At 41.1% G+C, this 19934-nt stretch carries 15 protein-coding genes; 11 read left to right on the top strand and 4 right to left on the bottom strand.

Translation table 11 applies throughout. The features are described from left to right. Positions 1–119: 119 nt before the first annotated feature. From dnaG to KG708_RS13100, 10 genes are all read left to right on the top strand, one after another. A complete protein-coding gene (gene dnaG, locus KG708_RS13145; protein WP_213610450.1) occupies positions 120–1871 on the top strand; it encodes a DNA primase in 1752 nt (583 codons plus the stop codon). A gap of 124 nt (positions 1872–1995) precedes the next feature. Further along, positions 1996–3840 carry an RNA polymerase sigma factor RpoD gene (gene rpoD / locus KG708_RS13140; protein ID WP_028835594.1) on the top strand — a complete coding sequence of 615 codons (1845 nt, stop codon included), beginning with the start codon at positions 1996–1998 and terminating at the stop codon, positions 3838–3840. Positions 3841–3911: 71 nt separating this feature from the next. Beyond that, positions 3912–4793, top strand: coding sequence for a 50S ribosomal protein L11 methyltransferase (gene prmA / locus KG708_RS13135; protein WP_213610448.1), 882 nt, complete (start codon positions 3912–3914; stop codon positions 4791–4793). Positions 4794–5075: 282 nt separating this feature from the next. Next, positions 5076–6047 carry a tRNA dihydrouridine synthase DusB gene (dusB, locus tag KG708_RS13130; protein WP_024601713.1) on the top strand — a complete coding sequence of 324 codons (972 nt, stop codon included), beginning with the start codon at positions 5076–5078 and terminating at the stop codon, positions 6045–6047. Positions 6048–6066: 19 nt separating this feature from the next. Further along, positions 6067–6357 (top strand): DNA-binding transcriptional regulator Fis, encoded by a 291-nt coding sequence (gene fis, locus KG708_RS13125; protein ID WP_002957804.1) that lies wholly within the window; start codon positions 6067–6069, stop codon positions 6355–6357. Between the two features lie 332 nt (positions 6358–6689). Then, the gene (purH, locus tag KG708_RS13120; RefSeq protein ID WP_213610446.1) at positions 6690–8276 is read left to right on the top strand and encodes a bifunctional phosphoribosylaminoimidazolecarboxamide formyltransferase/IMP cyclohydrolase; all 1587 of its coding nucleotides are present in this window, start codon (positions 6690–6692) and stop codon (positions 8274–8276) included. A 109-nt stretch (positions 8277–8385) separates the two neighbouring features. Further along, positions 8386–9204, top strand: coding sequence for a methyltransferase (locus KG708_RS13115; RefSeq protein ID WP_213610444.1), 819 nt, complete (start codon positions 8386–8388; stop codon positions 9202–9204). Between the two features lie 14 nt (positions 9205–9218). Continuing rightward, complete coding sequence (purD, locus tag KG708_RS13110; protein WP_213610442.1) at positions 9219–10505, top strand: phosphoribosylamine--glycine ligase; 1287 nt, start codon at positions 9219–9221, stop codon at positions 10503–10505. A 95-nt stretch (positions 10506–10600) separates the two neighbouring features. Beyond that, complete coding sequence (locus KG708_RS13105; protein ID WP_213610440.1) at positions 10601–13141, top strand: EAL domain-containing protein; 2541 nt, start codon at positions 10601–10603, stop codon at positions 13139–13141. Positions 13142–13162: 21 nt separating this feature from the next. Next, on the top strand, positions 13163–13972 hold the full coding sequence (locus tag KG708_RS13100; protein ID WP_213610438.1) for a DUF2797 domain-containing protein: 810 nt from the start codon (positions 13163–13165) through the stop codon (positions 13970–13972). Here KG708_RS13100 and KG708_RS13095 read toward each other — a convergent pair. Beyond that, entirely contained in the window at positions 13951–16482 is a 2532-nt protein-coding gene (locus KG708_RS13095) for an EAL domain-containing protein (protein WP_213610436.1), read from the bottom strand. The genes KG708_RS13100 and KG708_RS13095 overlap by 22 nt on opposite strands. Positions 16483–16558: 76 nt before the next feature. Between KG708_RS13095 and KG708_RS13090 the strand changes: the two genes are divergently transcribed. Beyond that, complete coding sequence (locus KG708_RS13090) at positions 16559–16858, top strand: DUF4144 family protein (protein WP_213610434.1); 300 nt, start codon at positions 16559–16561, stop codon at positions 16856–16858. On the opposite strand, the gene KG708_RS13085 is transcribed toward KG708_RS13090, so the two are convergent. From KG708_RS13085 to KG708_RS13075, 3 genes are all read right to left on the bottom strand, one after another. Then, positions 16838–17761 carry a histone deacetylase family protein gene (locus KG708_RS13085; protein ID WP_213610432.1) on the bottom strand — a complete coding sequence of 308 codons (924 nt, stop codon included), beginning with the start codon at positions 17759–17761 and terminating at the stop codon, positions 16838–16840. The two genes, KG708_RS13090 and KG708_RS13085, sit on opposite strands and share 21 nt — an antisense overlap. Before the next feature lie 95 nt (positions 17762–17856). Then, positions 17857–19398: a serine hydrolase gene (locus KG708_RS13080; protein WP_213610430.1), complete on the bottom strand. Its 1542-nt coding sequence runs from the start codon at positions 19396–19398 to the stop codon at positions 17857–17859. Positions 19399–19400: 2 nt separating this feature from the next. Continuing rightward, complete coding sequence (locus KG708_RS13075; RefSeq protein WP_213610428.1) at positions 19401–19934, bottom strand: gamma-glutamylcyclotransferase family protein; 534 nt, start codon at positions 19932–19934, stop codon at positions 19401–19403.

Genomic DNA, 19934 nt, shown 5'->3' with positions numbered 1-19934 from the left:
TCGGTTTCTTTGTTTAGATATTTAGTACTTCAAAAAATTATGCATTTGTGTTCAAATCTTTGCGTATTATAATTCGTTTTCATCACTTTTCTATTTATCTTAGGGCTGTACTTTAAACAATGGCTGGAAAGATCCCACGCAACTTTATCGATGATTTATTGGCACGAACCGATATTGTCGACCTGATTGACTCAAAGGTAGGGTTGAAAAAAGCGGGCAAAGACTATCAAGCTTGCTGTCCTTTTCATAATGAAAAGTCGCCTTCATTTACTGTATCGCAAGATAAACAGTTTTATCATTGCTTTGGCTGTGGCGCTAACGGTAATGCTATTTCTTTTGTAATGGAGTATGACAAACTCGAGTTTGTTGATGCAATTGAAGAGCTAGCCAGTTTACTTAACCTTGATGTTCCTCGCGAACAAGGGGGCAGTAGTGGACCAGAGCGCACAGCGGCACAAAAACGTTCAGACTATGATCTAATGCTGCATGCAGCACGCTTTTATCAGCATCAGCTAAAACATCACAGTAACTCTGAAGCGGTAATCGATTACGTTAAAGGTCGCGGCTTAAGCGGTGCAACCGTTAAAAAGTTTATGATAGGTTATGCGCCCAGCGAATGGGAAGGTCTGTGCCAACAACTTGGGCGAAACCAAGAACAAAAAGAACAATTAGTTGAACTTAAACTCGCATCTGAGAAAACCCCAGGCAAACAGTTCGACTTTTTTCGTGATCGCTTAATGTTTCCAATTCGTGATAAACGCGGCCGCGTTATTGCTTTTGGTGGGCGAGTAATGCAAGCCGATCAAGGGCCTAAATATTTAAACTCTCCGGAGACGCGCATATTTCATAAGGGCTTTGAACTCTATGGCCTTTATGAAGCTAAACAAGCACACAAAAAGCTTGACCATGTACTGATTGTAGAAGGTTACATGGACGTAGTAGCGCTGGCAGAACAAGGTATTGAATATGCCGTAGCAGCCCTTGGTACAGCGACAACTAACGAGCATATGCACACTTTATTTAGAACCACAGATAAAGTTATTTGTTGTTACGATGGTGACCGTGCAGGTAAAGATGCTGCGTGGCGCGCACTAGAAAATGCGCTGCCTTACTTAAACGATGGCAAAGCACTGCATTTTGTATTTTTACCTGATGGTGAAGACCCTGATTCACTCGTACAACAAGAAGGTAAAGAAGCTTTTGAGCAACGCCTTGAAAACGCAGATGACTTCACTAAAGTACTGTTTAATAAACTAAGTAAAGAGATTGATTTAACACTTGATTCCGGTAAAGCTAAGTTACTCAGTGCGGCACTGCCCCTGATTGAAAAGATCCCAAGTGAGTTTTATCAAGAAAATATCCTAGAGCAACTTGGGCGATTAATTGGTCGCACCCGTGAACAACTCAATAACCACTTAAAAACGCCAAAACAGCAGCAGGCAATTGAACGGAAATTTAAAATTACTCCCATGCGCCAAGCGATAGGCATTTTAATTCAGCACCCTAATTTGGCTAAAAGCGTGCCCTATTTGCCCGATTTAGCACAAATGAATATTGCGGGTATTGGCTTATTATTGCGACTACAACATCAAGCATTACAAAAAGATGGCATTACCACCGCACAAATTCTTGAATCATTTCGAGATACCGATGACTACGAGCCATTAACTAAGTTAGCGACATGGCAACATCAAATAAATGAAGAGCGTTTAGAGACTGTTTTTCAAAATACTTTCAAATTTATTGAAGATCAGTGTTTAAATTATCGACTAGAGACCCTATTAATAAAAGACAAGACACAGGGCCTAAATAGCGACGAACGACTAGAATGTCATTTACTAATGACAGCGTTAAAAGCAACGAACAGCTAGTCAGATTTGATTTAGGCTGTTATACTGTGCTATTCACTGCGTCACATTATTCTGGTTAGCCTTTGAGCAAACTCCATGATGGCGCCTGTTGTATCAACTTATCAGAGTGGAAGAAACAATCTCTATGGATCCAACTCCTCAGTCACAATTAAAACTTCTGATTCAAAAAGGTAAAGAGCAAGGTTACTTAACTTTTGCAGAAGTTAATGATCACCTTCCACAAGATATTATCGACTCAGATCAAGTAGAAGATATCATTAGCATGATTAATGACATGGGTATCAAGGTTAGCGAAAACGCGCCTGATGCCGATGAATTAATGATGCAAGAAACCACGACAGACGAAGACGCAGCGGAAGCTGCCGCTGCAGCCCTTGCTACTGTAGAAAAAGAAATTGGCCGTACAACTGACCCTGTTCGCATGTATATGCGTGAAATGGGTACTGTTGAGCTTCTTACTCGTGAAGGCGAAATTGTCATCGCTAAACGTATTGAAGAAGGCATTAACCAAGTTCAAATTTCGGTTGCTGAATACCCAGAAGCGATCACTTACCTACTTGAACAGTGGGATAAGTTTGAAGCAGAAGAGATGCGTCTTAGCGATATTATCTCTGGCTTTTTCGATCCTGATGCAGAAGAAGCACCACCTATTGCTGCCACCAACATTGGTTCTGAATTAAGTGAAAAACAGCTTGATGACAGCGACGATGATGACGATGACAGCGATGATGAAGACGAAGAAGAAGTAGATACAGGTCCAGATCCTGAAGAAGCGCGCATCCATTTCGAAAATTTACGTGATTTATACACTAAAGCACGTGAAACATTCGATAAAAAAGGTCGCTCTCACCCAGAGTCTCAAGCCGCTATTTTAGAAATTGGTGAGCTGTTCAGAACCTTTAAACTCGTGCCTAAACAGTTTGATCGCATGGTTAATAACATGCGTGAAATGATGGACAGAGTCCGCGTTCAAGAACGTCTTATCATGAAGCATGCAGTACAAGTTTCAAAGCTGCCAAAGAAAACCTTTGTTAAGCATTTTGCAAACAACGAAACTGACACAGCATGGCTTGACATTGAAATTGCAGCAAACGAAAAGCATTCAGCTAAACTTGAAGAAGTGAAGCCTGAAATACTTCGTTGTATTAGCAAACTTACTTCAATGGAAGAAAGCACTGGCTTAAGCATTGAGCGGATTAAAGATATAAACCGTCGCATGAGTATTGGTGAAGCGAAAGCGCGCCGTGCTAAAAAAGAGATGGTAGAAGCAAACTTACGTCTTGTAATTTCAATCGCTAAAAAATACACCAACCGTGGTTTACAGTTCTTAGATTTAATCCAAGAAGGTAACATTGGTCTGATGAAAGCGGTTGATAAGTTTGAATACCGTCGTGGTTATAAGTTTTCAACTTATGCTACGTGGTGGATCCGTCAAGCAATTACGCGCTCTATTGCTGACCAAGCAAGAACCATCCGTATTCCAGTACATATGATTGAAACGATCAATAAATTGAACCGTATTTCACGTCAAATGTTACAAGAAATGGGTCGTGAGCCAAATCCAGAAGAATTAGCTGAACGCATGATGATGCCTGAGGATAAAATCCGTAAGGTACTTAAGATTGCAAAAGAGCCAATTTCAATGGAGACACCCATTGGTGATGATGAAGATTCGCACTTAGGCGACTTCATCGAAGATACCACTATTGATTCGCCAATCGATTCGGCAACAATGGAGTCTCTTCGTGGCGCAACTAACGACGTGCTCGCTGGCTTAACAGCCCGTGAAGCGAAAGTACTACGTATGCGTTTTGGTATTGATATGAATACCGACCACACGTTAGAAGAAGTAGGTAAACAGTTTGACGTAACACGTGAACGTATTCGTCAAATTGAGGCGAAGGCACTGCGTAAATTACGTCACCCTTCTCGCTCTGATTTACTGAAAAGCTTTTTAGACGCTAAATAATCTTGCGTCACATTATAAGTTAATTTAAAAGGCCGCTGTAGCGGCCTTTTTTCTATTTCAAGGAAATAAACATGGCTTGGATCCAAATCCGTATCAATGCCAATGCTGCAACTGCTGATGCAGTCAGTGACCTATTAATGGAAGCAGGCAGTGCTTCTGTTACTTTTATTGATGCTAAAGATACGCCTATCTATGAGCCTAAAATTGGCACTGTTGTATTTTGGGCTGACACCACAGTAATTGGCTTGTTCGAAGCTAATCACGATATGAACGCAGTGGTTGCATTATTAAAACGCCATGATGAGCTAAAAGACAATTTAGTTTACAAAATTGAGCAACTCGAAGATAAAGACTGGGAACGTGAGTGGATGGATAACTTTCACCCTATTCAATTTGGCGAAAAATTCTGGATTTGTCCAAGCTGGCGCGACATTCCAGACCCAGACGCAGTCAATGTACTACTTGATCCTGGTCTTGCTTTTGGTACTGGCACACACGCCACCACAGCACTATGTTTAAAATGGTTAGAAAGCCAAGACTTAACTGGTAAAACCGTGGTCGATTTTGGCTGTGGCTCAGGCATATTAGGCATTGCAGCAATAAAATTGGGTGCTGAGCGCATGATAGGGATAGACATTGACCCACAAGCGCTGGAAGCAAGCCTAGATAACGCTAATCGCAATGGTGTTGCTGACAAGCTTGAAGTGTACCTGCCAGAAAATCAACCTGAGTTTACTGCTGACATTGTAGTGGCAAATATTTTAGCGCAACCACTGCGTGAGCTTCATAGTGTTATTTTAGGCTTATTAAAGCCAGGCGGTAAAATTGCGATGTCGGGAATTTTAGAAGAACAAGCACAATCGGTTGCTGACATATACGTGCCCTTTATTGAGCTCGATGAAATTGCCATTGAAGGCGATTGGACCCGAGTAAGTGGCATTAAAAAAGCGTAATAGTGCGTTATTAAAAAATTTAGAGTATTAACTCAAAAGTCGTATCTAAAGCCTGTATTTAACAGGCTTTACTATTTTTTTACATAATAAAAAATAAAGATTTTTTATTATAAAAGTAACAGCCGTTCAAAATTCACACAAATAAACCGCTTCGTCATACGGTTATCAAATGTCAATACGAAAAGAGCAAAAAAAAGTCACTTTTGTTCAATTTATAGCCTTTGATTTTTGCGTAAAAAGCCGTAAACTTAGCGCCCCTTGAAAAGAGGCCTATTGAATATCGTGCGTATCGGTTCATACCAACTTGAGAATAATGTCATTGTCGCGCCTATGGCGGGCATAACGGACAGACCATTTAGACAGCTATGTCGTCGTTTAGGCGCTGGCCTTGCTGTGTCTGAAATGCTGTCGTCTAATCCGAAGGTTTGGAAAACCGAAAAGTCGATGAACCGAATGGATCATTCTGGTGAGTCGGGTATACGTGCGGTGCAAATTGCAGGAGCAGACCCTGAGCTTATGGCACAGGCCGCACAATTCAATGTTGCAAACGGTGCACAGATCATAGATATCAATATGGGGTGCCCAGCAAAAAAAGTGAACAAGAAACTTGCAGGCTCAGCCTTATTACAGTTTCCAGAACTCGTGGAAGAGATTATTGATGCCGTAGTAAATGCGGTTGATATACCTGTGACACTTAAAATCCGTACCGGATGGGATCAGGACAACCGTAATGGTGTAGAGATTGCAAGAATAGCTGAACGTTATGGCATTGCATCACTGGCTGTACATGGGCGCACGCGCGCATGTATGTATAAAGGTGATGCTGAGTACGCCACAATTAGGGATATAAAACGTTCAGTGTCGATACCCGTCGTTGCTAATGGTGATATTACATCACCTGAAAAAGCAAAACAGGTTTTGGACTATACGGGTGCAGATGCCATTATGATTGGTCGAGCCGCCCAAGGTCGCCCTTGGATATTTAGGGAGATAGACCACTATTTGCGAACTGGTGAACATATGCAGCCACCTGCTATTGCAGAGGTGCGCAGTATTTTAATGGAGCATTTAACCAACCTCCATGTGTTTTACGGTGAGCCAATGGGAGCACGAATCGCTCGCAAACATGTATCTTGGTATTTGCAAACCCATGACAGTGACGGTCAGTTTAGGCGAGTATTTAATGCGCTCGACAATTCAGAGGCACAGGTCGTCGCATTAGAGCAATACTTTAAAACACTAGCAGCTAACTAAGAAAGAAAGAGACTTTATAATGTTCGAACAAAACGTGACTTCTCCATTTATCACTAACCCTCATGTTCAGTCACACGAGAAACCGCAGCCATTGCGTGATGCAGTGAAAAAAGCTGTTCACCACTACTTAAAGCAGCTTAACGGTCAAGATGTGCAAGACGTTTACGACCTTGTTCTTTCTGAGCTAGAAGCGCCATTGCTTGAAGAAGTAATGACTTACACACGTGGCAATCAAACTCGTGCGGCAATTTTACTAGGTATCAACCGTGGTACTTTACGTAAAAAGCTTAAAAAATACGGTATGAACTGATACCAGCTATATTGAAACCGTAATCATTCTAACGAGCTAAATAAGCCCCTAACTGCGTTAAAAATTTTTTATGTAGAATAACTACACAGCAAAATTTTTGCCTTGTTATTGACTTATTTCTCTGTCGTTATAATTGCTTACTAATCCAATACAGCTGGTATAAAGTATTTTGAGTAAAAAGCACCTTAGGGTGCTTTTTTTATCTGTAAAATTTATTAACGAAATTGCAAAATGCTCACGCTTTATGGGTCGTTATAAGTCGTTTTTTGAGTCGTAATCAGTTAAAATACGCGCTTCTAAGCTAGCTCATTAACTGAGGAAATCAAACTACAATGGATACACATCGTCCTATACGTCGCGCACTTTTAAGTGTGTCAGACAAAACCGGTATTGTTGAATTTGCCCGTGCACTAGAAGCGCAAGGTGTTGAAATACTTTCAACTGGCGGCACGTGTAAATTGCTTGCTGATAATGCAATTAAAGTAACTGAAGTATCAGATCACACCGGTCACCCTGAGATCATGGATGGTCGCGTAAAAACCCTTCACCCAAAAATTCATGGCGGCATTTTAGCCCGTCGTGGCCAAGATGAAGACGTAATGGCAGATAACAATATCTCTGCAATCGATATCGTTGTAGTTAACTTATACCCCTTTGCGAATACAGTCGCTCAAGAAAACTGCAGTCTTGAAGATGCCATTGAAAATATTGATATTGGCGGTCCAACTATGGTGCGTGCGGCAGCTAAAAATCACAAAGATGTGACGATTGTTGTTAACGCAAGCGATTACGACCGCGTTATTAGCGAAATGCAAAATAACAACGGCTCAACAACTTACAAAACTCGCTTTGATTTAGCTATTGCAGCGTATGAGCACACTGCGCAGTACGATGGCATGATTGCTAACTACTTCGGTAAAATGGTGCCTGATTACACAGTCGATGCCGCTGAAGATACTAAGTTCCCGCGTACTATCAATATGCAATTTACTAAAAAGCAAGATATGCGCTACGGTGAAAATTCGCATCAAGATGCCGCGTTTTATGTTGAAAACGACATCACTGAAGCGTCTGTGGCAACAGCGACTCAACTGCAAGGTAAAGCATTATCGTTTAACAATATTGCCGACACCGATGCTGCACTTGAGTGCGTAAAAGAATTTGATGTACCTGCGTGTGTAATTGTTAAACACGCTAACCCATGTGGTGTTTCAATTGGCAACAATATCCTAGAAGCGTACGAGCGCGCCTTTAAAACTGACCCAACGTCAGCATTTGGCGGCATTATTGCCTTTAACCAAGAACTTGATACTAAGACTGCACAAGCGATTGTTGAACGTCAATTTGTTGAAGTTATTATTGCACCAAGCGTAAGCCCTGAAGCGGCTCAAATAGTCTCTGCTAAGCAAAACGTTCGCTTATTAGAGTGTGGTGAATTCTCTGCTAAAGGCACAGGTCACGACATTAAGCGTGTAAATGGCGGTGTACTTATTCAAGACCGTGATTTAGGCATGGTAACGCAAGGCGACTTAACGGTTGTCTCTAAGCGCCAACCTTCTGAGCAAGAGCTTAAAGATTTATTATTCTGCTGGAAAGTGGCTAAATTTGTTAAATCAAACGCCATTGTTTATGCCCGCGACGGTATGACTATAGGTGTAGGTGCAGGCCAAATGAGTCGTGTTTACTCAGCTAAAATTGCCGGTATTAAAGCCGCTGATGAAAACCTTGAAGTAAAAGGCTCAGTGATGGCATCAGATGCATTCTTCCCATTCCGCGATGGTATTGATGCAGCTGCAGAGGCTGGCATTACTGCTGTTATCCAACCAGGTGGTTCAATGCGCGATGAAGAAGTGATTGCTGCCGCTGACGAAGCTGGAATGGCAATGGTGTTTACCGGTATGCGCCACTTCCGTCATTAATCGCATAAAGAGCTAACGGGTTCAGTTAGCTCTTTTTGTTTGCACCAAATTCACGTATTCTGCTTATTCTATAACCATGACTAACAATTATAATGTGAAGGATTAGACGATGAAATTTGCACTAAAATCTCTACTGGTTGCCACACTGTCATTAAGCTCAACAATGGCATTGGCACACAATCATGGCCACGACTCAGCATTAACTAATGCAGTTAAAGCAAGCGAGCGCAGCAATGAGCGAGATCAATACCGCAATCCTGTAGAAACACTCGAATTTTTTGGCTTTAAACCAACCATGACCGTGGTAGAAATTGCCCCAGGCGGTGGTTGGTACAGTGAAATTTTAGCGCCAGCGCTGAAAGAGCAAGGCACCTATTATGCTGCGCACTTCCCTGCTGATTCATCGGTTGGTTATTACCAACGTTCCCTTGCGGGCTTTAAAGCTAAAATCGCTGAAGATGCCCGCTTTAGTCACATTAAACTCACTGAGTTTGCCCCTTCTACACATTTAGATATTGCGCCTGCGGCTAGCGCCGATATGGTACTGACTTTTCGTAATGTCCATAACTGGTACATGAGCAAAGATAAAGAAGCTGCAAGCAATGCGTTTAAGTCTTTTTACAAAGCACTTAAACCAGGCGGCACTTTAGGTGTGGTTGAACACCGCCTACCAGAAGAGCAAGATGATGAGATGCAAAAATCATCAGGTTATATGAAGCAAAGTGTGGTTATCGCACTTGCTGAACAAGCAGGTTTTGAACTTGAAGCAAGCAGTGATATTAATGCAAACCCTCTTGATACAGCCGATCACCCTAAAGGGGTATGGACTCTTCCACCTAGCCTTAGACTTGGCGAGCAAGATGCCGCGAAATATAAAGCCATAGGTGAAAGCGACCGTATGACGCTGAAATTTAAAAAACCGCTTTAAATAGGATATTCGCCATGAATGTATTAGTCATTGGCAGCGGCGGCCGCGAACACGCACTTGCGTTCAAAGCCGCTCAAAATACAAAAGTAAACACTGTTTATGTTGCTCCAGGTAATGCGGGCACAGCTCTTGAGTCAAAACTTGAAAACGTTGCGATTAACGTTGAAGACCTTGATGGGCTACTTAGCTTTGCACAACAAAATAATGTTGAGCTAACCATTGTTGGCCCTGAAGTGCCACTAGTATTGGGTGTTGTTGATAAGTTCCGTGAACACGGCTTAGCTATTTTCGGCCCAACCGCTGGGGCGGCACAGCTTGAAGGTTCTAAATCGTTTACTAAGGACTTTTTAGCACGTCATGCTATTCCGACCGCTGATTACCAAACGTTTGAACAAATCGACCCTGCGCTTGCTTATTTAAAAGAAAAAGGCGCACCGATTGTTATTAAAGCCGATGGTTTAGCGGCTGGTAAAGGCGTGATTGTTGCTATGGACGAGCGCGATGCTGAAGATGCGATTCGCGATATGCTTGCGGGTAATGCCTTTGGTGACGCTGGTAGTCGTGTAGTAATTGAAGAGTTTTTAGAGGGTGAAGAAGCGTCGTTTATTGTCATGGTTGATGGTAAAAACGTATTGCCGTTTGCAACCAGCCAAGACCATAAACGCGCTTACAATGGCGATCAAGGTCCTAACACTGGCGGTATGGGTGCATACTCACCAGCGCCTGTAGTAACCGATGAAATTCATCAACGTATTATGAACGAAGTGATCTACCCAACGGTAGAAGGTATGGCTAGCGAAGGCCATCCTTACACTGGCTTTTTATATGCAGGCTTAATGATAGATGATACAGGTACACCCAAGGTTATTGAATATAACTGTCGTTTTGGCGACCCTGAAACACAACCTATGATGCTACGCTTGCAATCAGACTTAGTTGAACTGATTGAAGCTGCTAACCGTGTAGAGCTTGATAAAACCACCATTGAGTTTGATTCACGCGCTGCTGTAGGTGTTGTTTTAGCCGCTAAAGGCTACCCAGATAGCTACCCGAAAGGCGATGCCATTTGTGGCCTGAAAGTAACTTACCCTGAAGGCGAAAAAGTTTTTCATGCAGGGACTAAGCAAGACGGCGATAACGTAGTAACTGCCGGTGGTCGTGTACTGTGTGCTACTGCACTGGGTAATACCGTTACACAAGCGCAGCAGCGTGCCTATAAACTGGTTGATGAAATCAGCTGGGATGGCATGGAATACCGTACAGACATTGCTTATCGCGCAATAGCTAGAGAGCAATCATAACGATTGATAACTAACGAGTAAATTTTATAAAAGCGCAGATTATCTGCGCTTTTTACTGCTACACTATAAAAAAACAATCAGAGCATAGATTAATATTGGAATTTAAAACCTTGCGCTATCATGCCATAGCGGTCGTGATACTTATTTTTATCTTTTTTATTATCAGTACATTGTCTACAAACTTTGTAATGCCCTCACGCTATACCATAGATAAAATAACCCCTGTTTACCTCGATCATGCCTACTACATTGATGAAACTAAAGCGCAGAGCTTTGAAGACATAATGAACAAACAGGGCCAGTTTATACAGCAAGCGTTTGACACTATCCCTTGGAGTTTTAAACAGCAAAATTACTGGTTACGCCTTGATTTAGAAAACAAAAGCAGTCGATTAGAAGATGTGGTAGTACATTTTGATAACCCCATGGTGGATTATCTTACTATATATCGGCTCAATAATAACAACCAACTACTCGACACTTATAAACTTGGCGATAAAGAGCCACGCCTTACTTTGTTTAAATACAGTGTGCCTCATATTCGTTTTAATCTTGAGGGACAATCTTCACAGCGCTTCATTATAAAAATAGATACTGTGGGGATCAGTAAAACCCCAGTTCATTTGTATCGGCATAAAGAATTTGTTGAATTGGTGCGCTCACAAACGGGTATTTGGGGAATTTTTGTTGGCGTGTTGTTAATGGCCTCACTGTATAACCTATTGTTGTATTTTGGCATTAAAGACCGCGTATATTTGGTCTATATTGGCTACATTATTAGCGCCATTGCACTAATGGGTACCGTGCTTGGGTTTGGTTTTTATTTATGGCCGCTAGAATGGCAGTTATTTATTCACGAAAAAATAGTAGTGGTAAATTACACCATTGCGTTTTTTACGCTCGCCTTTTGCACACTTTTTTTACGCTATCATAAAGACTGCTGCTGGCGTTATAAATTAAGTATTGGGTTGCTAAAGCTGATGCTAGTTCTTGGTATGCTAAGCTTTTTTATTCCTGAAAATATAGCGGCCCCTTTATTTTTTGTCATTTTAGGCTTGCTTTATATCGTCTGCTTTATTTTAATTTATAACAAGTTAAAATATGGGTTTCGTTGGGCTAAATTTTACGTATTTTCGTGGATACCCCTGATTATTGGTGCGGCCATACAACCTTTAGAACTCACGGGCGTTATCTCCTATAGCTTTTTTATACGCCACGCTTTTTTAATGGCTATTTTGTGTGAAATTGTCCTAATGGCTATGGCACTGGCTGATCGGGTTCGCTATCAGCGAGAACGCGCTTTGTATCATGCAACACATACTCAGCAAACAAAACTGCTCAATAGCGCAAAACTAAAATATGCTTTTATAGCACTAAAAACTCAGCAACGCTCCACCACTTTATGTTTGGTTAAGATACGCCATTTTAACTCGCTAAATACAATTATTACTCCCTCCCAAGGATATGAATTAATTAAACATGTTGCTCACGAACTCGAGTGCCAATTGAGCTTTGAGCGAGAGTTTTTTAATTTAAATAGTGAGGTTAATCAACCTGCTAAAATTGCTGATTTGGGCAGTGGTGTATTTGCCTGTATTTCTACTAAAAATCAGAGCCAACATACGCTTGAGACGTTGTTAAAAAAAGTAGTCAGTAAGTTACCAAAAATATATCAAATAAAAGGTTTAGACCTGCAACTTAATTACAGTGTGGGGATTAGCGCCTACGGTAAGCGTGATGATTTTGAGTTTTGGTTAAAACGAGGCTATTTAGCATTACATGACGCTAAGCATAGTCTTACTAAAGTGAGTTCATCGCCTGTGCATAATAATTTAACCATGGACGTTGCGCTTGCAGCTAAGCTACAGCAAGCAATAAGAAATGATCAGCTTGCGCTTTTTTATCAGCCACAAGTCTGCTTACAGAGTAACAGTGTAAATGGGGCTGAAGCCTTACTTCGCTGGCCTAATGCTGAATTTAAAAATATTTCGATAGAAAAACTCATTATACTCGCCGAGCACACCGGTATTATTAATGAGTTAACTCTTTGGGTTATTGAGCAAGCCTGCAAAGACATTGCAAAGCTCGCAAACGAGGGCGTAACTGATCATAGTATTAGCGTTAATTTAAGTGCAAAAAATTTAGCGATTGCCAATTTAACCGAAAAAGTAGAAAACCTTTTAATTAAGCATCACGTTGCGGCGCATTTATTAAAATTTGAGCTAACTGAATCTGCCTTTGTTGAAAATCAAGATGCATTAGTGACCTTAGTTGCTGAACTTACCACACTTGGCGTTAAGGTGGTGTTAGACGACTTTGGTACTGGTTATTCATCACTTAGCTATTTAGTTGATTATCACTTTAGTGAACTTAAAGTAGATAAGTCGTTTGTGTTTGATTTAACGAATAATCGAGCACATCAGGTCATTGTGCAAACAGCCATAGATATGGCACATAACCTAGGACTAACAATCACTATTGAGGGCGTAGAAACTCAAGAGGTTCATGAGTTACTCAGCACAATGAAAGCCGATCGTACTCAAGGTTATTTATACGCAAAAGCGCTCCCATATGATAAATATTTAAACTTCTTAAACAGCCAATACAGTCTAAAAATGTTAAACTCCCCTTTTTAACATCTTTGGGGCCAAGTAAAGATGCAAGGTACACTGCGTAAATTAAAGTCGAGTTTAACAAATCCCGTTCAATATCACCTACCTGTGGGTGATAAGCTAGTTGATTTAAATGCCTTGATGGGTAAGCAACTCACGCTTACTTTTAGTGGCACAATTTTGTGTGCTAACTGTGGTAAAAAAACTAAAAAAAGTTACTCTCAAGGGCATTGCTTTGTATGTATGCGCAAGCTTGCTAGTTGCGATATGTGTATTATGAAACCTGAAACCTGCCACTACGATCAAGGTACGTGTCGTGAGCCGCAGTGGGGCGAACAAAACTGCATGATCCCGCATTATGTTTACTTAGCTAATACTTCAGGGTTAAAAGTAGGTATTACTCGCCACACTCAAATTCCTACCCGCTGGATTGATCAAGGAGCAACTCAGGCGCTGCCTATTTTTAAAGTGCAAACGCGTTTGCAATCTGGCCTCGTTGAAGTAGCGCTCGCACAGTTTATTGCTGATAAAACTAATTGGCGGAATATGCTTAAAGGGCAAAACGATACTATTGACTTAAAAGCCGCGGCCGCTGAGCTTATTCCACAAATTAGTGAAAAATTAACAGAGCTCAGTGAGTTATTTGGTGCAACCGCCATTGAACAGCTTGACGAAGATGTCGTGAATCTTGATTTTCCTGTCATCGAATACCCAAGTAAAATTAGCTCATTTAACTTTGATAAAAACCCCGTTGTTAGTGGGGTGTTACAAGGTATTAAAGGCCAATATTTACTATTCGATACTGGCGTAATTAATATTCGTAAGTTCACCTCTTATGAAATAACCGTAGGCTGATCAGGGTGTTTTGTAATGGCTTGATGATAAAAATCAAGCCATTGCAGCTGCGTTAACGGGCGGCAATAATAATACCCTTGAATAATATTACAGCCTATTTCAGCTAAGTGTACCTCTTGCGAGGCATGCTCAACCCCCTCTGCAACCACCACCAGCCCTAAGCTTGCTGCCATGGCAATGATTGCTGCTACAATTTGACTATTACCATACTCATCCGGAATTTTAGCGATAAAACTCGCGTCTATTTTCAAAGTATCAAAAGGAAGCTTAGTTAAATAACTTAATGCAGAATAGCCTGTGCCAAAATCATCCAGTGCTATATGAACCCCCAACGCTTTGAGCTGTTGCAGCTGCTTTTTAGCCTGTGAAAACGAACTAATAAAACTGCTTTCAGTGAGCTCAATTTCAAGTAAGCTACCGGGTAGTTGATAGCGCGTTAACATGGTTTGAATACTATCGGCCAATTTACCTTGGCTTAAATGACAGGCAGAGACATTAATCGCTAAACGTCCGGCGTTAATCCCGTGCGTTTGCCAAAGAGTTAACTCTTTACCGGCTTGATTTATAACCCATAAATCTAAACGTACAACCAAACCTAACTCTTCCGCAAGCGGAATAAACTGCGCCGGCGAAATAACTCCTAAGTCGGGATCACGCCAGCGCAAAAGTGCTTCAGCCCCCATAATTACACCTGTTTTTAAACATTGTTTAGGCTGAAAATAAAGCTCAAACTCATTATTTTCGAGTGCATGTTGAAATCGGCTCATCATGGCTAAACGCTCTAACGACCGCGCATTCATCGAAGGTTGAAATAATTGAAATGAATTACGACCGACATCTTTTGAGCGGTACATAGCAATATCGGCGTGCTTTAATAATGTTTCACTCTCTAAGCCATCATCAGGATAAACAGCCGCGCCTATTGAAGCAGTAACACCGACTTCAAAGCCTTCTAATTTAAACGGTGCATTTAAGTGGTTTAAAATACTCTCTGCTAGATTAATAACTGCTTCTACTTTATTTATCTCACACAATACAACAAACTCATCACCGCCTAAGCGGGCTAGTGTATCGCCCTCATTTAACGTGTTAATAATGCGCTTTGACACTAATTTTAATAGCGTATCCCCTGCATTATGCCCTAAGCTATCATTAACCTCTTTAAAGCGATCTAGATCAATAAACATCACTGCTAACATCTGTCTATCTCTGTGTGCTGAGGCAAGCGCCATAGAGAGTCTATCGTTAAATAAGCGCCGATTTGGTAAACCAGTTAGCTCATCAAAATATGCTAACTGCACCACTTTTTCTTCGGCGCTTTTTCGCTCTGTTATATCACTAAAAATAGCTGCATAAATCACATCACTATTACCAGGCTCTTTTATTTCTATAATACTGAGCCATTCAATATAAATATCGCCACACTTTTTGCGGTTATGGATCTCCCCTTGCCATACTCCGGTTTTGGCCAATGAATTCCACATTTTTGTATAAAAGTTTTTATCATGGCGCCCTGAACTTAACATATTGGGTCGCTTACCAATCACTTCATATTCTTTGTAGCCCGTTAAGTGGGTAAATGCAGGATTTACTTGCATAATGACCCCATTTGAATCGGTGATCATTATGCCATCTAAGGAGGAGTCGATAATTTTATTGGCTAAAAATAAGTTACGCTGCGAATGCTGCAATGCAATATCACGCTGCTGAAGTACTTTTTCAAGCTCACAACAATAAGCCGTTTCAATTTCATTAATTAAGTTTTCAAGCGACAACACGCCATTAATTTGATCGTTTTCGCTAACCACCAAATGCCGAATATTGCTTTGTGACATTAACTTGTAAGCATCAAAAAGGCTGTCTTTAGGGCTTATTTTATGCAGTGGTCGACTAGCTAGGTCCCAACAAATATAATGATTGTGTTGCTCAGTGATAAGCTTTAGTAAATCTCGGTGAGTAATAATACCATGCGTATTTTCAGCTTCATTAAACACCAAAATCACTTTTTCAGCGTGTTCACGCATCATGCTTAGCGCATCATGGATAGTTAATGAACTCGGTACTATTCTAATGTTTTTATTATATTGATCATTTATTGGCCTAAATTGTAAGTAATGTTCTAACCCTTGATTGTTTACAATATCCGTAATACTGATCACACCGCAGGGAGTTTCATTCGTATCAGTGACTAATAAATGCCTTACACCATGATTATTAAACACCATGGCCGTCTCGGTTAATAATTGCTGGCTAGGCACGCTTAATACTGGGCTCGACATGACATTTTCAATTGCCACTTGCCTAAGTGCCCGATTAGAAAAATTAAGTCTTAAACAATCTGTTTCAGTCCATACGCCTACTATTTGTTGCTGTTGTTTAATAAAAATAGCACTAACATTGTGCGCACTCATTAGTTTCACCGCTTCAATTAAAGGGGTATCCTTAGCGCAAGCGATCACTTTATTAGTAAATACATCGCATACTTTTTGATAGCGGCTTGTGTGAGGCATTACTTCTACATCCAAAATTAAACCAATTAATGATTATAAATTATTCAGTAAAAAACAATTTGATTTAGGACAATAGATGAGCATCAGTTACCCACAAATTATTATTTATAATGATGAAATTGAGCTAATGGAGCACGCCAATGATTTACAAGACTTTATTTACACTATGGAAGCTAGTGAACAGCAAAAAGTCATTATTTTAGATAAGATTAGTGGCTATCAAAGCTTAAGCGGCCATTCGCTCACGGCGCTTAGTGCAAGCCAATTAGCAGAGCTAGTAAAAGAATATTTAGCAAAAGAGGGGCAATGCTGCTTAAGTAAAATAGAGCAACTCACACCAAGCCAAGCGTTTGCGTTACTCGCCGAAATCAACTAACGCTTTAACGTGTGCAATCGCGCTGCGCCCGAGGGCCGACAGTGAGTATCCTCCCTCTAGGTAAGAAATAATGCCTAAACAATGATGCTGTTGGCTAAATTGCGCTAACTGCTCGGTAAGCCATATATAATCACTTTCAACAAATTTGAGACTGGCCATGTCATCTTCAAGATGCGCGTCAAAACCTGCACTGATAAAAAGTAGTTCAGGCTTAAATTCTATGAGCTTTGGTAGCCATTGTTGCTCATATACTGCTTTTAAATCGTTGCCGTCACTCGCAATAGGGAGCGGCGAGTTAACTAAGGTGGCATTATTTTTTACCGCAGTATTTGGGTAAAACGGATGCTGAAATAACGAGCACAATAATACGTTGTCGTCATCCATAAAAATGTCTTGTGTGCCATTGCCGTGATGTACGTCGAAATCAATAATGGCAATGCGTTTTATCCCTTTGCTTTGTGCATATTTAACGGCTATGGCTATATTGTTGAACACACAAAACCCTGAGGAACTATCTCGATTAGCGTGATGCCCTGGCGGGCGTACCGAACAAAACGCAGCGTCTAACTTACCCGCTAAAATATCATCAACAGCGAGTAAGCCAGCCCCTACAGCGCGTTCAATCGCTTTGAATGAATCGGGGCATAACCAGGTATCACCATCTAAATCGCTGAGCCCTTCGGTTGGGATCATACTTTCTACATGTTTAATGTGTTGCTCACTGTGCGCAAGCAAATAATGCTCGCGTAATGCCTTAGGCGCTTGTTTTTGCTCAATAGCAACATTTAATCCACTGGCAAGTAAGCGGTCGTTAATTGCATCTAAACGCTCTGGGCATTCGGGATGATCGTCAATCATTTTATGTTTACGACAGTGAGGATGAGAAATAATCGCAGTGCGCATAGCTAACTCCAAAATTAAGTTGCCCGTTAAGTATAACAAAGCCACCTTTTGGTGGCTTTGCGACTTTGGTTGATACTAAACTCAGCTTTAGCTAACTATTTTGCTGTTAAATCTAGGTTTCTAAAGTCAAAGCTAAAATCGGTTACTTGGGTTGAAACTGCATGCATTTTTGCCGATTCCACGCGATTATCTGCATTCATTGAAAAATGAATAAATGCATCAGCCTCCAATAACTTTTCATCCCACTTAACAATAAAGGTATTCCCTGTGTAATGCGCCAGCTCACCTTTAAGGCGTTTTGTATGGGTAAAATCAATACGTAATTTACCATCAAGCTCTTCAACAACGACATCGCCATACCAGTTATCATGTAACGTGCCAGTATAGTGAATATTGGCTAGCTGCGGTTGCGTATCTTTTAGGATTTTGGGTGCTGCATTTTCATAAGCTTTTTTCTTGCTAGTAAAGTGCTTGTTAGCTAACTCTTCTACCCAGTCTTTATCTTCAAGTTCGAGTGCGTCTTCTAGTATTTCATGAGTCACTGCAGAAAGTGCACTAAATGCTTGCTGATTAGATAAAATAACAATGCCTAGTTTTTTTTCAGGCACTAGCGTTACCTGCGATACCATGCCTAAAATCCCTCCACCATGGGAGAGCTTTTTAACGCCATGATAATCTTCTATGCTCCAACCTAATCCATAGCCTCTAAATTGCTGATGGTACGCCTCATAAGCACTCTTTGATGCCAGTGATGTAATATGTGGATGCCACATTTGTATTTGTTGTTTCTCACTAAATAGCTGCTCACCATTAGGCATTTTACCGCCAGCCAACTGAGTACGTAACCATTGACTCATATCGTTGACACTTGATGCAATCGCCCCTGCTCCTCTAAAGTCTTCAAGGTAATTAACAAAAAAGGGATGCAGTTTGTCGTTCATTGGAATGTGCCCAATGGCCCAGTTTTTGTTGTTTTTTGCAATACGTGAAAAGCCAGCGCGCGAATTGGTCATATTTAGTGGCTGGAGAATATTTTTTTCAATGTAATCGCTCCAGCTCATCCCCGATACACGCGCAACAACTTCACCGGCGGTAACAAACATTAGGTTGTTATAAGCATATTGGCTGCGAAAGCTGCTAGCTGGTTTTAAATATTTCAGCCCCGATAAAATATCGGCTACCGATTTATCTGTACTTGGCCAAATCATTAAATCGCCTTGACCTAGCCCTAAACCGCTACGATGACTCAGTAGATCGCGTATTCGCATTTCACGGGTAACGTAAGGGTCATACAATCTAAACTCGGGGAGATGGTCAATTACGCGGTCATCCCAGCTTAGTTTCCCTTCATCCACCAGCTTTGCCAGTGCCGCACTAGTAAACGCTTTAGTATTTGAAGCAATACCAAATAAGGTATCTTTATTAACCTTACTATTCGTATTTAAGTTTGCCACACCAAACCCTTTAGCGAATACAACTTGATCATTTTCAACGACAGCAACGGCCATTCCCGGTACATCAAAACGCGCCATTGAGGTATTGATCACCTCTGAAATCTTATCGGTATCAACCGCTGCAGAGCTTGCGAACGCCCAGCCTGCCAATAATGCGGCTGTGGCTAATTTTGTTAGTTTCATAGTTATTCCTTTATATTATTATTAATATTTTTCTCACACTCAGCGTGTTGATGAACCGCAAATTCTATTTCGGCGCGCGCTTTATTTGTATCTTGCTTGCTCGGGTAAGCTAAAATGCGTTCGCTATAATATTCAGGCACGCCAGCCTCAATCGCGCCCCGGTATACGTGCTGTACGTACCAATCGTAAGGAAGCAGCGTGTCATCGTGTGTGTTTGCTATGTAACAATGCACAGTAATGTCATCATCATCTAAAAGACTCACCGTTAAATCAACACAATCGTAATTAGGGCCTTCTATGGCATCTAAAATTCGTTTTTCGTCTTCACTTAGCTGATACACCACCCCGTATACAACCGCATCAGGCTCATTAGTAGGTACAATCGTGCATTTACCTGAACCATCTGAAAAAGCCATATTAAACGTTAATGTGTAGCCTTTTAGCTGCGCGGTACCCACGCGTTTTGCGTTAGGTAAACGCGCCAACAAACGATTAGATGACATATTAGAACCAAAAGAAAAATTATATAACGCCAT

Origin of the sequence: Pseudoalteromonas sp. (genome assembly GCF_018402495.1) — a bacterium.
Taxonomy (GTDB): Bacteria; Pseudomonadota; Gammaproteobacteria; order Enterobacterales; family Alteromonadaceae; genus Pseudoalteromonas.
This window is presented reverse-complemented; position numbering and strand designations above follow the sequence as displayed.